We start from the raw sequence: 16,106 nt of genomic DNA on the forward strand, positions 1-16,106 counted from the left end.
GATGAATGATTAACCATGCCTCAGTCCCACTTACTTGCGGAAAGAATCGCTCGCCTCAGTAATGCGCTGGAAAAGGGACTTTATGAAAGGCACCATGCCATTCGCCTTTGCCTTCTGGCGGCGCTCAGTGGCGAAAGCGTCTTTCTGCTTGGCCCGCCCGGCATTGCAAAGAGCCTGATTGCCCGGCGCCTGAAATTCGCGTTTCAACATTCACGCGCTTTTGAGTATCTGATGACCCGTTTCTCCACGCCAGAAGAGGTGTTTGGTCCGCTTTCCATTCAGGCGCTGAAAGATGAGGGACGCTATCAGAGGCTGACTAAAGGCTATCTGCCCGATGCGGAAATTGTGTTTCTTGATGAGATCTGGAAAGCCGGGCCGGCCATTCTCAACACGCTGCTTACCGCCATCAACGAACGGCGTTTTCGTAACGGTGATGTTGAAGAAAAAATCCCGATGCGTCTGCTGGTCACCGCATCCAACGAACTGCCGGAAGCCGAAAGTGGCCTGGAAGCGCTTTACGACAGGATGCTCGTCCGACTGTGGCTGGATAACGTGCATGAGAAGCAGAATTTCAAAAGTATGCTAACCCACCCGCAGGACGACAGTAATCCGGTAGCAGATTCGCTGTGTATCAGCGATGAAGAGTACGAAGAGTGGCAGAAAGGCATCGCCCAGGTTGTTCTGCCGGATGAGGTTTTTGAGCTGATTTTTCAGCTGCGTCAGCAGCTGGAAGGCAAAGCCGACGCCCCTTATATTTCCGATCGCCGCTGGAAAAAAGCCATCCACCTGTTGCAGGCCTGTGCCTTTTACAGTGGCCGCAGCGCCATCGCGCCCATTGATGTGATCCTGTTGAAAGACTGCCTGTGGCACGATGTGGCGTCTATGAAGCTTCTCGATGGTGAAATCGATAGTCTAATCACACAGCAGGCCTGGCAACAACAGCCAATGCTGATAAGCCTGCAACAAATAGCCTCGCGTCGCGTCGCACTGCAACAGGAAAAAAGCGCCGCACAGGCTATCCGGCTGGAAAAACATGGCAGCATGTTCAGCCGTAAACCCCATTTTGAATTGCCGGCCACGCTGGCTGACGACACGCTGACGCTGATGCTGCAAAAAACGTTGCTGTTGCGCGACTTGCAGGTTACGCATGTGGTTATCGCCCGTGAGCAGTTACAGCACTGGTTACAGAAAGGGGGCGAGATACGCGGCAAACTGAATGGTATTGGTTTTGCCCAACCGCTGGATCTTCACATTGACAGCAACGACTGTCTGACAGTACGGGATGTCAGTTTGCTGGCTTCCCGGCTGATGTTGCCCGGTAGCCAGCAGCGGAACGAGCTGCCGGAAGAGATTGTGCAGGCACTGGATGAGGTGGAAAGTCAGCTGCACCGCCAGCGCACGCTGTTCAGTCAATATCAGCGCTGCCTGTTTATCAGTGATGACTGGCTGGCGAGGATTGAAGAGAGCCTGCAACAGGTTGCTGAACAACTGAAGCAGGCACGCAAGTGATTTCGCTGGATACACTGAGTGCCTTTTTGGCTGTCAGTGAAAACGATTTGATTGAAGAACTGATGCTGGTGCTGCTGGCCAGTCCGCAGCTGGCGATCTTCTTTGAAAAATTCCCCGGCCTGAAAAAAGCCCTGATGCAGGATTTGCCGAACTGGAAAGCCAAAATTCAGCAACAGTTCAAAACCACAGCCGTGCCGGACGATATGGCCGGCGAATTCTCTCTCTTTCAACAGTGTCAACGGCTGGAGCTACAGGCATTCTGTCTGAAACTGCCGGAGGTGATGAGCTACCTGCAACACCATCACTCCCCCTTTGCCGAAAAAGCCAGCGATCTCCTGGCGGATGTCTCTCCGGCTTATTCACTCAGTGGGCCGCAACAGATCCTGTTTTTGCAACGCTGGCGGCTGAGTCTGACGCTGCAAACCTTATCCCTTAATCAGCAGTTACTCGATGACGAGCGGGAAGCACTACTGACCGAACTACAACAACGTCTGGCAATGAGCGGACAGCTAGCTCCGGTGCTGTCAGACGGTAACGAGGCCGCCGCCGGCCGCCTGTGGGATTTGACCAGCAGCCCGCTTCAACGCAGCGACTATCAGCTGATGGTGGAATACGGTGATTTTCTGGCACAGCAACCCATGTTACAGAAGCTGGCAGAGCAGCTCGGTCACAGCCGCGAGGCTAAAGCAGTGCTGGCAAAAGATACGCCGTTGGAGGCCTTCCACCAGCTGGTGCGTGAACCCTCCAGCGTGCCCGAACAGGTGAATGGGCTACATCAGAGCGATGATATCCTGCGTCTGCTGCCGCCTGAACTGGCGACGCTGGGTATCAGCGATCTGGAGATGGAATTTTACCGCCGGCTGGTGGAAAAACGGCTGATCACCTATCGACTGGAAGGGGAAGGCTGGCATGAGAAAGTCACCCAGCGCCCGGTCAGCCACCAACAGCATGAAGAACAGCCACGCGGACCATTTATCGTCTGCGTGGATACCTCAGGCTCAATGGGCGGGTTCAATGAACGCTGTGCCAAAGCTTTTTGTCTGGCCTTGCTGAAAGTGGCGCTGGCGGACAACCGCCGCTGTTACGTTATGCTGTTCGCCCATGACGTGGTGGGGTATGAACTGACCGCCGCCGACGGTATTGCTCAGGCTATCCGTTTTCTCAGCCAGCGCTTTCGTGGCGGAACCGATCTGGCGGCCTGCCTGGACGCGGTGCTGAAAAAGCTCTCAACGTCACAATGGTATGACGCCGATGCGGTGATCATCTCTGATTTTATTGCCCAACGCCTGCCGGATGAGGTGGTGAAACACGTCAAACAGCACCAGTCAGAACGCCAGCAACGCTTTCATGCGGTTGCGCTGTCCGATCACGGAAAACCTGCCATTATGCGCATTTTTAACCATATCTGGCGCTTCGATACCGGGCTGAAAAGCCGTCTGCTTCGCCGCTGGCAGCGATAGTTTTCTTTAGCAACAATATGGCAATGCTTGTTTGCTATAGTCATAACTATGTTTCAGCCAACAGGCATACCAGGAGCACGACGTGGCAACACTATCGCAAACTACAGTATCAGGGCTTCCCGCGCCCACCCGGACGCTGCTACTTAACGGCAGCAGCCCAGAAAAAAAACGCCAGGAACTCCTCACTTACTTCACCCAGACCTGGACGCTTTATGAAAGCCTGTTCGACTGCCTGAGTGATGAAAAAGCGTACTATAACAAAGCGATTCCGCTACGCCACCCGCTGGTATTCTACTATGGCCACACCGCAACGTTTTACATTAATAAGCTGATGGCAGGGGGCCTGATAACAGAACGGATTGATGCCAACATTGAAGCAATGATGGCCATCGGCGTTGATGAGATGAGCTGGGACGATCTGAATACCAGCCACTATTGCTGGCCAACGCTTTCTGAACTGCGTGATTACCGTGGCAAAGTGCGCCAGCGGGTGGAAACCTTTATTAAGGAGATGCCCCTTACCCTGCCCATCAGCTGGGACAGTCCGGCATGGGTTGTACTGATGGGGATCGAGCATGAGCGCATCCATCTGGAAACCTCCAGCGTGTTGATCCGCCAGTTACCGCTGGCGTGGGTGAAACCGCAACCGCACTGGCCTGCGTGTCATGACGCCCGCCATGAACGTAGTTCCGTGCCGGATAACAAGCTGATTGCAGTGGAAGGTGCCCGCGTTACGCAGGGTAAAACCGACGATACCTATGGCTGGGATAACGAATACGGCACACTGGTCAGTGAGGTTAACCCTTTCAAAGCCAGCCAGATGTTAACCAGCAACGCGGAATATTTTGAATTTATCGCCGCGGGCGGTTATCAGAACGATCGCTGGTGGGATGAGGAAGGCCTGGGCTGGCGTAATTTTGCTCAGGCGACCATGCCCACATTCTGGACAGGAACACCGGAAAAGCCAGAGCAGCTAAAACTGCGACTGATGACGGAAGAAGTGCCGATGCCGTGGGACTGGCCAGTTGAAGTCAATCAGCTGGAAGCCGCCGCGTTCTGTCGCTGGAAAGCTGATGAAACCGGTAAATCCATCCAGTTACCCAGCGAAGCAGAATGGCTGCTGCTGCGGGAACAGCTTCCCGGCGATCAGACCAGCTGGAATGAAGCGCCAGGGAATATTAATTTGGCCTGGTGGGCATCTTCCTGCCCGGTGGATCGTTTTGCGCAGGGCGACTTTTTTGATCTGGTTGGCAACGTCTGGCAGTGGACCACCACGCCAATCAACGGTCTGGAAGGCTTTAAGGTTCATCCTCTGTACGATGATTTTTCCACACCCACCTTTGACGGAAAACACGCGCTGATCAAAGGCGGAAGCTGGATTTCCACCGGCAACGAAGCGCTGAAATCATCGCGCTATGCTTTTCGCAGGCATTTCTTTCAACACGCGGGTTTTCGCTATGTCGTTTCCAGCCATCAGGAAATGATGTCGGTCAATCCTTATGAAACCGACAGCATGGTCTCGCAGTATCTCGATTTCCAGTACGGGCCTGAATACTTTGGCACGGCGAACTATGCCACCGCACTGGTAGAGATTGCCTGCCGGATGACCAAAAAGCGAGGCCGCGCGCTGGATATCGGCTGTGCTACCGGTCGTGCAAGCTTTGAACTGGCCCGTCACTTTGAGCAGGTTGTGGGTATGGATTACTCGGCCCGCTTTATCGATGTCGCCCTTCAACTGACCGGCGGCGAAGATTTTCGCTATGTGACGCAGGAAGAGGGCGATCTGGTTGAATACCGTCAGGTGCGGCTAAAAGATTTTGCGCTGGGCGCAGAGCAGGCCAGCCGGATTCATTTTGTGCAGGGTGATGCCTGTAATCTGAAGCCACAGCAGGATGGTTATGATTTGGTGCTGGCAGCTAATCTGATTGACAGGCTGCGTCAGCCTAAGCGGTTTTTGCAGGACATCACCAGAATGCTCAATGTCGGTGGCATACTGATGCTCTCCTCGCCTTATACCTGGCTTGAAGAGTACACGCCAAAAGAAAACTGGCTGGGTGGCGTGCGTGAAAACGGCGAAGCACTGAGCACTTATCAGGCGTTACAGCGGTTGCTGGCGGCGGACTTTGAAGAGATTGCCGCGCCGCAGGATGTGCCTTTTGTGATCCGCGAGACGGCCCGCAAATATCAGCATACGGTCGCGCAGCTGACGGTGTGGCGTAAGCGATAGGGCTTTTCATCGCGTAAGCAGGGCAGGAGAAGGTGCCAGAAATAAATATTTCTGGCACCTTATTTGAAATTACGGTGAATATCTGACCTGTTCGCGGTGTTTAAATCAGCAGATTAGCGGTTCGACAATTACCATAACTGTGCCTTTGCAGCTACCAGCTTTGTTTTTTCCGCATACTGTTGACATCTTTTTATACCGTCACAAAAGCGATGCTGCCTTTTATTTTTGCACCGAACGTAATAGCGTAACGAGCAGACGCTCATTTTCCGCCTGTTTCCTTATTTTCAATTCCTGTGTCTCCGTGAGCTGATGAATTAACGTCGTGAATATCGACAAATACAAAGGCAGTGACTCCGCAACATTGTAAATTTTTCGTCGTGTGCTGTGGGCCGGGGTTAATAACTCGACCATGCTCCATATGGTCAGCCATGAACAACGTAGACCAGGCCATGACGCTGGCTATTTTCCCTGTAAGTTCGGCGTAATATCCTCATCAACCTCAGAAGATAGCCTTGCCGTACTCTTTTATTTATGCTTTAAAAATATTCAATTGCCATTAAATGGTGAAGTATAAAAACGGCCGCAAGAAAGAAAAAAACAACCTCCTTCCAGTATTAACCTATTAATGTACATGGCATGGCACTGACAGTCTTCTTTCTAATTATCAAAGAATGAAAATAATCCCCACCTAAAAAAATATTATTTTATTTTAATTAAATCAATTACAAAGAAGAATTGAAATTAGCTGACATCACGTTTTTTAACTAAATATTTTTACACTCGCGGTGGCTTAATCAGCGGATAAACTGTTTTTATTGCCTCCTAACTTTATTTCCTGCACATTATCCCTGATATATTGAATAATCATCAATTCAGGAGCCTTTATGGCAGATAATCTTCAACCCGACGATCTCGATCGAAGCATTCTGAACGCACTGCTGGATAATGCCCGCGTTGCCTATGCTGAACTGGCCAAGCAGTTTAACGTCAGCCCCGGCACCATTCACGTCCGCGTGGAGAAAATGAAGCAGGCTGGCATCATCAAGGGCACGCGTGTGGAAATCGATCCCAAACAGCTGGGTTATGACGTCTGCTGCTTTATCGGCATTATCCTGAAAAGCGCGAGAGATTATCCCGCAGCGGTGGCAAAGCTGGATGCGCTTGAAGAAGTCGTCGAAGCCTGGTACACCACCGGCCACTACAGCATCTTTATTAAGGTAATGTGCCGCTCGATCGATGCCCTACAACAGGTGCTCATCAACAAGATCCAGACTATTGACGAAATCCAGTCTACCGAGACCCTGATATCCCTGCAGAACCCAATTTCACGCGCGATCAAGCCCTGATCTGTGCGCAAAATTATCCACAACCGGATAAGCTGTGGTTACGCCCTGTACCTGATAAAAAAGCCGCACTTTTCCACAGGTAGATCCCAGACTGATCACAGCGTACAATAATCGCCTTTACGCACAGGGAGCCTTTTATGGCCAACGTCACCTTAATCACCGGTAGCACCTTGGGCAGCGCCGAATACGTCGCTGAGATGCTGGCGGAGAAATTAGAAGAAGCCGGTTTTTCAACAGAGGTATTACACGGTCCCGAACTGAGTGAGCTTTCCGCTGAGGGAACATGGCTGGTAGTGACCTCTACCCATGGTGCTGGCGACCTGCCGGATAATCTGCAACCCCTGTTCGATGAAATAGAAGAGAACAAACCCGATCTGAGCCGGGTTCGTTACGGTGCCATGGGCATTGGTAATCGTGAATACGATCTGTTCTGTGGTGCAATAGACAAGATGGATCGTCTGCTGACCGCCTGTGGCGCGAAACGGCTGGGCGATCGTCTGGATATTGATGTACTGGAGCATGAGATCCCTGAGGATCCGGCCGAGGAGTGGGTGGAAAACTGGAAAACGCTGTTGAGTTGAGGATCCTGGACCGCCGGATCGTCGCGTTTCCGGCGGGAGCACAGGTGAAAAATCGCAGGAGTTTTGTAAATTATGCCCTGTTCCGCCGCTTTTTCAGGCAAATAATTGTGGATAACTATGCTCAATTCACGGTAATAACCGGTTGTTATCCCAATAATAAGTGTATGTCTCGCCAGTACCTGTGAATAAAAGGGGGAATTGATCCCAGATTATACGCCGCTGGATCACCGATCTTACACAGCTAATGATCCTTCTTAAGCCAATGATCGTCTTCAGGAAAAAGGGCTTATCCACAGAGATCGTCGATCCTAATAGAAGATCTAACAAAGAGATCTTTAAATAAAAAAGATCTTCTTTTTAATACACACCAGACCCTGCACTTTCACCATCGTCTAAAGTTGAGTAGAATCCTCGGCCTCAGACAGCTCACTCTCAATCGCACAGCCGCGAGGTCAAGCACCATGTTTTATCCAGATCCTTTTGACGTCATCGTGATCGGTGGCGGTCATGCGGGCACGGAAGCCGCCATGGCGTCAGCCCGAATGGGTCAACAAACCCTGCTTTTAACCCATAATATTGATACGCTTGGACAAATGTCCTGTAATCCGGCGATCGGGGGAATTGGCAAAGGACATCTGGTTAAAGAAGTGGATGCGCTTGGTGGACTGATGGCGCAGGCTACAGACCATGCAGGCATCCAGTTCAGGATACTAAACGCCAGCAAAGGCCCGGCGGTGCGGGCCACCCGTGCTCAGGCGGATCGCGTGCTCTACCGGCAGGCTGTGCGCACAGCGCTGGAGAACCAGCCTAATCTGATGATCTTCCAGCAGGCGGTTGAGGATCTGATTGTTGAGAACGATCGTGTGGCAGGTGCTGTGACCCAGATGGGGTTGAAATTTCGCGCCAGAGCGGTTGTGCTGACCGTTGGGACTTTCCTGGATGGTAAAATCCACATTGGCATGGATAATTACAGCGGTGGTCGTGCAGGCGATCCCCCTTCGATTGCCCTTTCCCGTCGTTTGCGTGAACTTCCGCTGCGTGTAAGTCGCCTGAAGACAGGAACCCCTCCTCGTATCGATGCCAGAACCATTGATTTCAGCGTACTGGCTCCACAACACGGCGATAATCCCGTTCCCGTGTTCTCATTTATGGGCAATGCGGCACAGCACCCACTGCAGATACCTTGTTACATCACCTACACTAACGAAAAAACGCATCAGGTGATCCGCGATAACCTCGATCGCAGCCCGATGTACGCCGGGGTGATTGAAGGAATCGGCCCCCGCTACTGTCCTTCAATTGAAGATAAAGTGATGCGTTTTGCCGATCGCAATGCACATCAGATCTTTCTGGAACCGGAAGGGCTGACCACGAATGAAGTTTATCCAAATGGCATATCCACCAGCCTGCCATTTGATGTTCAGATGCAGATTGTCCGCTCAATGCAGGGCATGGAGAATGCGAAGATCGTTCGTCCAGGCTATGCCATTGAATATGATTTCTTCGATCCGCGGGATCTGAAGCCAACGCTGGAAAGCAAGTTTATTCAGGGGCTGTTTTTTGCCGGACAGATTAATGGCACCACCGGGTACGAAGAAGCCGCTGCGCAAGGGTTGCTGGCTGGCCTTAATGCTGGCCGCCTTTCTGCGGATAAAGACAGCTGGTCGCCACGTCGCGATCAGGCGTATCTTGGCGTGCTGGTTGACGATCTCTGTACGCTGGGAACCAAAGAACCGTACCGCATGTTCACTTCCAGGGCGGAATATCGTCTGATGCTGCGTGAAGATAACGCTGATTTGCGCCTGACTGAAGCAGGACGCGAGCTGGGTCTGGTGGATGATGCCCGCTGGGCGCGCTACAACGAGAAGCTGGAAAGTATTGAGCAGGAGCGTCAACGACTGCGTGACATCCGTGTCCATCCAAAGTCTGAATCCATTGAGGAAATAAACCGTACGCTAAGTACGGCACTGACCAAAGAAGCCAACGGCGAAGATCTTCTCCGTCGTCCCGAGATGACCTATCAGCAACTGATGACGATGAGCACATTTGCCCCCGCGTTGAATGATCCCCAGGCGGCAGAGCAGGTGGAAATTCAGGTGAAGTATGAAGGTTATATCGCCCGCCAGCAGGAAGAGATTGACCGCCATCTTCGTAATGAGAACACGCTGTTACCGGCGGATCTTGATTACCAACAGGTCAATGGTCTTTCCAACGAGGTGAAAGCCAAACTCAACGATCATAAGCCAGTCTCTATTGGTCAGGCTTCGCGCATATCCGGGATCACACCTGCGGCAATATCGATTTTACTGATCTGGTTGAAAAAACAGGGACTTTTGCGTAAAAGTGCCTGATCGCTACCTCAGGATCCTGATTATCTGTTCAGGGGCGAGTACCCGTCGCCTCTTCATCTCATTGTCACGGAAGTTATTGTGATTAATAAACTTTCTGCCCTACTTAAACAAGCTGAAATAGCGTTGTCCGATCAACAAATAAGCCAACTGTTGGACTATGTAGCCCTGCTGCACAAATGGAACAAGGCCTACAATCTGACTTCTGTGCGCGACCCGGAACAAATGTTGGTTCGCCATATTCTCGACAGTATTGTGGTGGAGCCCCATTTAAGGGGAAATCGCTTTATTGATGTGGGAACAGGCCCTGGACTGCCAGGCGTACCCTTAGCTATCGTCCGCCCTGACGCTCATTTCACCCTGCTGGACAGTCTGGGTAAACGGATACGATTTTTAAAGCAGGTGCAGCACGAGTTACAGCTAAGCAACATTACTCCGGTACAAAGCCGTGTGGAGGATTTTGATGCTGAACCTCCCTTTGATGGCGTGATCAGTCGTGCATTCGCCTCACTGAACGATATGCTTAACTGGTGTCATCATCTGCCGGCGGAAAACGGGATGTTTTATGCGCTTAAGGGCGTTATTCCTGAAGGTGAAATATCAGCTCTGCCCGGCGGCTTTACGCTTAATCGCGTCCTGAAGTTATCGGTTCCGCATCTGGAAGGTGAGCGCCATCTGGTGATGATCAATCCGCCAAACTGACTGAGGTCTGTATTCCAGTCACCGTTTGTCTGGTTTTTATAGTGAATCTGTCAGTGATAAACAACGCAGATGCTGGCGTTAAGTGACCAGGTTGTTACTAGAATTTAGTTACTTAAGGTGACTTTTTTGCATAAAAAAATCATGGATGGATTGTTAGTCATCACGCGCTGACTGAAAAAGTAGGATTTTATGCTTTTTTTATAATTATTTTGGGCGGTGGTTTGTTTTTGAAAAGTTAAAATGACCGATTGAAATTACCAGACTGGATTATTGATTATTAACTTTGTTTTTACATTGTATTATCATGATTATCACATCATGACGTCATTATCTTCTCTTAAATAGTCACCCTGGTAAATATACCTGCTGAAAACCTTAAATAGTCGTGGAGCAGAAAAGATTAAATCGTTGTCAACTATGTCAGTATGCATGTTGTTATGAAAATAATTGTATTTCCTGAATTTATGTTTATTAACTAACTGAAAATAATGGTAAAAATATTTTTTTTCTTTAATTAATCTAAGATTATTCTCATCTTTGCAAACTGTATTATATTGCTGAAATGTGATCTTTGACACGCTTTACTGGCCAGGTTTATTGATATTTGCCTTCATTTTTCTTCCAGTTACGGTTGATGACCGTTTTGGAAAACAGGCATCGCGTAAGAAATTTAAATAATTGTTCACCTTTTCGTTACTTATCCATTGAAATCGCAGGGGCGCACCGTATAATTTGCTCGTTTTTTGCTGCTTGACTCAACAGAGCAAAGGCAGTTTTATACGACACGCGACATACCCCAGAAGGGCTGGAGATTTTTGCGTCATGTCAGTGTCTCTTTACAAAGTGAAATTTGCCCGGACCGTGCTGGTACTTCAGCTGGTGACTTTTGTCGTAATCGGCGCGCTCTGTACCGTTAAAGATCTGACCTGGGGCTTGTCCGCGATTGTGGGTGGGCTGGCGGCCTGGCTGCCAAACGTGTTGTTTATGATTTTTGCCTGGCGCCACCGGGCAGGGCATGAAGTGACGGGGCGGCTTGCCTGGACTTTTGCGCTGGGTGAAGCGCTGAAAGTTTCCGTTACTATGCTTGTTCTCATCGTGGCGCTGGGCGTGTTTAAGGCGGCGTTTATTCCGCTGGGAATGGCCTGGTTATCGGTGCTGATGATGCAAATTATCGCGCCGGCTGTAATTAACAATAAAGGGTAAGAGGCATCATGGCTGCAGGAGAAATCTCTACGCCGCAGGAATACATAGGTCATCATCTGAAGAATCTTCAGCTTGACCTGCGTACCTTCGAGCTGGTGAATCCGCACGACGCTCCGTCGTTCTGGGTACTAAATATCGACTCCATGTTTTTCTCTGTGGTGCTGGGGCTGGTGTTCCTGGTGCTGTTTCGCAAAGTTGCAAAATCAGCCACCAGCGGCGTGCCGGGAAAACTCCAGGCGGTTGTTGAGTTAGTGGTTGATTTCGTTGACGCTAACGTGCGTGACATGTATCACGGCAAGAGCAAACTTATCGCCCCGCTGGCCCTGACAATTTTTGTCTGGGTCTTTCTGATGAACTTTATGGACCTGTTGCCTATTGATTTGTTGCCAACCATTGGTGAGAAATATTTGGGCCTGCCATCGTTGCGCGTGGTGCCTTCAGCGGACGTTAACATCACTCTGTCGATGGCGCTTGGCGTATTTATTTTGATTCTGTTTTACAGCATCAAAATGAAAGGCATTGGCGGCTTTACTAAAGAGCTGACTCTGCAACCTTTTAATCACCCAATTTTCATTCCGATCAACCTGATCCTTGAAGGCGTAAGCCTGTTGTCAAAACCGGTTTCTCTTGGTCTGCGACTGTTCGGGAACATGTATGCGGGTGAATTGATTTTTATCCTGATTGCCGGTCTGCTGCCGTGGTGGTCACAGTGGGTTCTGAATGTGCCATGGGCCATTTTCCACATCCTGATCATTTCGCTACAGGCCTTCATTTTCATGGTCTTAACGATTGTCTATCTGTCGATGGCATCTGAAGAGCATTGATTTTTTATCAACACTACTGCGTTATAACTGAAATAAACTGGAGACTGTCATGGAAAACCTGAATGTGGATCTGCTGTACATGGCTGCCGCTGTGATGATGGGCTTAGCGGCAATCGGTGCTGCTATCGGTATCGGCATTCTTGGAGGTAAATTCCTGGAAGGTGCTGCGCGTCAACCGGATCTTATCCCTCTGCTGCGTACGCAGTTCTTTGTTGTTATGGGTCTGGTGGATGCTATCCCAATGATCGCTGTTGGTTTAGGTCTGTATGTGATGTTTGCTGTCGCGTAAACAGAGGGTTCATCGTTATACCTTGTGTTTAGCGATGAACGGCTTCTGCCGGGTTACCGGCAGAGAAAAGTTAACTTAACAAGAGGCATTGTGCTGTGAACATTAACGCAACAATCCTCGGCCAGGCTATCGCGTTCATCCTGTTTGTCGCATTCTGCATGAAGTACGTATGGCCGCCGCTGATGGCTGCTATCGAAAAGCGCCAGAAAGAAGTTGCTGAAGGCCTTGCTTCCGCTGAACGTGCCAAAAAAGATTTGGATCTCGCTCAGGCTAATGCGTCCGACCAGCTGAAAAAAGCGAAAGAAGAAGCTCAGGTTATTATCGAACAGGCTAACAAGCGTCGTTCGCAAATCCTGGACGAAGTAAAAGCTGAAGCTGAGGCTGAACGTAACAAGATCGTCACTCAGGCGCAGGCTGAAATCGAAGCCGAACGCAAACGTGCACGTGAAGAGCTGCGATCGCGCGTCGCTATGCTGGCAGTTGCCGGTGCCGAGAAAATTATTGAACGTTCCGTGGATGAAGCTGCTAACAGCGACATCGTTGATAAACTGGTCGCTGAACTGTAAGGAGGGAGGGGCTGATGTCTGAATTTACCACTGTAGCTCGCCCCTACGCCAAAGCAGCTTTTGACTTTGCCGTTGAGCATCAGAATGTCGATAGCTGGCAGCAGATGCTGTCGTTCGCTGCCGGGGTAGCCAGTAATGAACAGGTAGCAGAACTCCTTTCCGGCGCGCTTGCGCCGGAAGCGCTGTCTGCACGGTTTATCGCTATCTGCGGTCCGCAACTGGACGAAGCTGGTCAGAACCTGATCAAGGTGATGGCTGAAAACAAACGTTTACCAGCACTGAAAGATGTTCTGGCTCAGTTTATCCAGCTCCGCGCCGCACATGATGCGACCGCAGATGTCGAGGTAATCTCTTCCACAACATTGAGTGACGAACAGCTGATGAAAATCAGCGCCGCTATGGAAAAACGTCTGTCACGCAAAGTTAAGCTGAATTGCAAAATTGATAAGTCTGTAATGGCAGGCGTAATCATCCGTGCGGGTGATATGGTCATTGATGGCAGCGTACGCGGCCGTCTTGAGCGTCTTGCAGACGCCTTGCAGTCTTAAGGGGACTGGAGCATATGCAACTGAATTCCACCGAAATCAGCGAACTGATCAAGCAGCGCATTGCTCAGTTCAATGTGGTGAGCGAAGCTCACAACGAAGGTACTATTGTTTCCGTCAGTGACGGTATTATCCGCGTAAACGGCCTGGCCGATGTTATGCAGGGTGAAATGATCGCCCTGCCGGGCAACCGTTACGCAATCGCACTGAACCTGGAGCGCGACTCCGTTGGTGCAGTCGTGATGGGCCCTTACGCTGACCTCGCCGAAGGCATGAAGGTCAAGTGTACTGGCCGTATCCTGGAAGTGCCGGTTGGCCGAGGCCTGCTGGGCCGCGTGGTGAACACCCTGGGTGCACCGATTGACGGTAAAGGCGCAGTTGACAACGATGGCTTCTCGCCAATCGAAGTGATTGCACCGGGCGTTATCGACCGTCAGTCCGTTGACCAGCCTGTGCAGACGGGCTACAAGTCAGTGGATGCGATGATCCCTATCGGCCGTGGCCAGCGTGAGCTTATTATCGGTGACCGTCAGACCGGTAAAACCGCAATGGCGATCGATGCGATCATCAACCAGCGCGATTCCGGCATCAAGTGTGTGTACGTGGCTATCGGTCAGAAAGCCTCTACCATCGCTAACGTGGTACGTAAACTGGAAGAGCACGACGCTCTGGCTAACACCATTGTGGTTGTGGCTACCGCGTCTGAGTCTGCGGCGCTACAGTACCTGGCTCCGTATGCGGGTTGTGCCATGGGTGAATACTTCCGTGACCGCGGTGAAGATGCGCTGATCGTGTACGACGATCTGTCCAAACAGGCCGTTGCTTACCGTCAGGTTTCCCTGTTGCTGCGTCGTCCGCCGGGCCGTGAAGCGTTCCCTGGTGACGTGTTCTACCTCCACTCCCGTCTACTGGAGCGTGCTTCCCGTGTGAGCGCCGACTATGTTGAGCGTTTTACCAACGGTGAAGTGAAAGGGAAAACAGGTTCACTGACCGCATTGCCAATTATTGAAACTCAGGCTGGCGACGTTTCCGCGTTCGTTCCGACCAACGTAATCTCGATTACCGATGGTCAGATCTTCCTGGAAACCAACCTGTTTAACTCCGGTATTCGTCCGGCCGTTAACCCAGGTATCTCCGTATCCCGTGTTGGTGGCGCTGCACAGACCAAGATCATCAAGAAACTGTCCGGTGGTATTCGTACCGCGCTGGCACAGTATCGTGAACTGGCGGCGTTCTCTCAGTTCGCGTCCGATCTGGATGAAGCAACCCGTAAACAGTTGAGTCACGGTCAGAAAGTGACCGAGTTGCTGAAACAGAAACAGTATGCGCCGATGTCCGTAGCGCAGCAGGGTCTGGTGCTGTTTGCGGCCGAGCGTGGCTTCCTGAACGACGTAGAGCTGGCGAAAATCGGCAGCTTCGAGGCCGCTCTGCTGGCCTTCGCCGATCGTGACCATGCCGAGCTGATGGCTGAAATCAACCAGTCTGGTAACTACAACAACGAGATCGAAGAGAAGCTGAAAGTTCTCCTCGAAACGTTCAAGAAAACCCAGTCCTGGTAATGTCTGGCGGCTTGCCCTTTAAGGGGCAGGCCGCAAGGCTTTGAGGAGAAGCTTATGGCCGGCGCAAAAGAGATACGTAGTAAGATCGGAAGCGTCCAGAATACGCAAAAGATCACCAAAGCGATGGAAATGGTCGCCGCCTCCAAAATGCGTAAATCGCAGGAACGCATGGCGGCCAGCCGTCCTTATGCAGAGACCATGCGCAAAGTGATTGGTCACATTGCGTTAGGGAATCTGGAGTACAAGCACCCTTACCTGGATGAGCGTGACGTTAAGCGCGTCGGCTACCTGGTCGTGTCTACCGACCGCGGGCTTTGTGGTGGTTTGAACATTAACCTGTTCAAAAAATTGCTGGCTGATATGAAGGCCTGGTCTGATAAAGGTGTTGAGAGTGAACTGGCGATTATTGGCTCAAAAGGCCTGTCGTTTTTCAGTTCAGTCGGTGGCAATGTGACAGCGCAGGTTACCGGAATGGGGGATAAACCCGCCCTCTCTGATCTGATTGGTCCGGTGAAAGTGATGTTGCAAGCCTACGATGAAGGCCGTATCGATAAGCTTTATGTTGTCAGCAATAAGTTTATCAACACCATGTCCCAGTCACCGCAAATTGTCCAGCTGCTGCCTTTGCCGCCAGCAGATGAAGATGAAGGTGTGGTGAAGAAAAGCACCTGGGATTACCTGTATGAACCGGACCCGAAAGCGCTGCTGGATACGTTGTTGCGTCGCTACGTCGAGTCCCAGGTTTACCAGGGTGTTGTGGAAAACCTGGCCAGCGAGCAGGCCGCACGTATGGTGGCGATGAAGGCTGCGACCGACAACGGCGGAAACCTGATCAAAGAGCTTCAGTTGGTTTACAACAAAGCTCGTCAGGCCAGCATCACCCAGGAACTTACCGAGATTGTCGGTGGGGCCTCCGCGGTTTAACCAGGTATACCCAAGCAATTGGA

The 16,106-nt window shown here is 51.0% G+C and carries 14 protein-coding genes; all 14 read left to right on the plus strand.

The annotated features are described in order from the left end of the window. The first annotated feature begins 15 nt into the window (after positions 1–15). The 14 genes from ravA to atpG all read left to right on the plus strand — a co-directional run bounded on the left by ravA (position 16) and on the right by atpG (position 16,083). Positions 16–1,509: an ATPase RavA gene (gene ravA, locus EB241_RS06210; protein ID WP_124232349.1), complete on the plus strand. Its 1,494-nt coding sequence runs from the start codon at positions 16–18 to the stop codon at positions 1,507–1,509. After that, the gene (gene viaA, locus EB241_RS06215) at positions 1,506–2,969 is read left to right on the plus strand and encodes an ATPase RavA stimulator ViaA (RefSeq protein ID WP_124232350.1); all 1,464 of its coding nucleotides are present in this window, start codon (positions 1,506–1,508) and stop codon (positions 2,967–2,969) included. Before ravA ends, viaA begins: the two co-directional genes overlap by 4 nt. An 82-nt stretch (positions 2,970–3,051) precedes the next feature. Further along, on the plus strand, positions 3,052–5,196 hold the full coding sequence (ovoA, locus tag EB241_RS06220; RefSeq protein ID WP_124232351.1) for a 5-histidylcysteine sulfoxide synthase: 2,145 nt from the start codon (positions 3,052–3,054) through the stop codon (positions 5,194–5,196). 884 nt (positions 5,197–6,080) lie between these two features. Further along, a complete protein-coding gene (asnC, locus tag EB241_RS06225) occupies positions 6,081–6,542 on the plus strand; it encodes a transcriptional regulator AsnC (protein ID WP_124232352.1) in 462 nt (153 codons plus the stop codon). 137 nt (positions 6,543–6,679) lie between these two features. Then, positions 6,680–7,123 (plus strand): FMN-binding protein MioC, encoded by a 444-nt coding sequence (mioC, locus tag EB241_RS06230; protein WP_124232353.1) that lies wholly within the window; start codon positions 6,680–6,682, stop codon positions 7,121–7,123. A 461-nt stretch (positions 7,124–7,584) separates the two neighbouring features. Beyond that, positions 7,585–9,474, plus strand: a complete 1,890-nt coding sequence (gene mnmG / locus EB241_RS06235; RefSeq protein ID WP_124232354.1) for a tRNA uridine-5-carboxymethylaminomethyl(34) synthesis enzyme MnmG — start codon at positions 7,585–7,587, stop codon at positions 9,472–9,474. Positions 9,475–9,552: 78 nt separating this feature from the next. Then, positions 9,553–10,173, plus strand: a complete 621-nt coding sequence (gene rsmG, locus EB241_RS06240) for a 16S rRNA (guanine(527)-N(7))-methyltransferase RsmG (protein ID WP_124232355.1) — start codon at positions 9,553–9,555, stop codon at positions 10,171–10,173. An 822-nt stretch (positions 10,174–10,995) separates the two neighbouring features. Next, the gene (gene atpI / locus EB241_RS06245; protein WP_124232356.1) at positions 10,996–11,376 is read left to right on the plus strand and encodes a F0F1 ATP synthase subunit I; all 381 of its coding nucleotides are present in this window, start codon (positions 10,996–10,998) and stop codon (positions 11,374–11,376) included. A gap of 8 nt (positions 11,377–11,384) precedes the next feature. Beyond that, positions 11,385–12,200, plus strand: coding sequence for a F0F1 ATP synthase subunit A (gene atpB / locus EB241_RS06250; RefSeq protein ID WP_124232357.1), 816 nt, complete (start codon positions 11,385–11,387; stop codon positions 12,198–12,200). Between the two features lie 49 nt (positions 12,201–12,249). Beyond that, positions 12,250–12,489: a F0F1 ATP synthase subunit C gene (atpE, locus tag EB241_RS06255; protein ID WP_124232358.1), complete on the plus strand. Its 240-nt coding sequence runs from the start codon at positions 12,250–12,252 to the stop codon at positions 12,487–12,489. 95 nt (positions 12,490–12,584) lie between these two features. Next, positions 12,585–13,055, plus strand: coding sequence for a F0F1 ATP synthase subunit B (gene atpF / locus EB241_RS06260; protein ID WP_124232359.1), 471 nt, complete (start codon positions 12,585–12,587; stop codon positions 13,053–13,055). Between the two features lie 14 nt (positions 13,056–13,069). Next, complete coding sequence (gene atpH, locus EB241_RS06265) at positions 13,070–13,603, plus strand: F0F1 ATP synthase subunit delta (RefSeq protein WP_124232360.1); 534 nt, start codon at positions 13,070–13,072, stop codon at positions 13,601–13,603. Positions 13,604–13,617: 14 nt separating this feature from the next. Then, complete coding sequence (gene atpA, locus EB241_RS06270) at positions 13,618–15,159, plus strand: F0F1 ATP synthase subunit alpha (protein WP_124232361.1); 1,542 nt, start codon at positions 13,618–13,620, stop codon at positions 15,157–15,159. Between the two features lie 54 nt (positions 15,160–15,213). Beyond that, a complete protein-coding gene (atpG, locus tag EB241_RS06275; protein ID WP_124232362.1) occupies positions 15,214–16,083 on the plus strand; it encodes a F0F1 ATP synthase subunit gamma in 870 nt (289 codons plus the stop codon). The last annotated feature ends 23 nt before the right edge of the window (positions 16,084–16,106 follow it).

It is taken from the genome of Erwinia psidii, from assembly GCF_003846135.1.
Lineage (GTDB): Bacteria > Pseudomonadota > Gammaproteobacteria > Enterobacterales > Enterobacteriaceae > Erwinia > Erwinia psidii.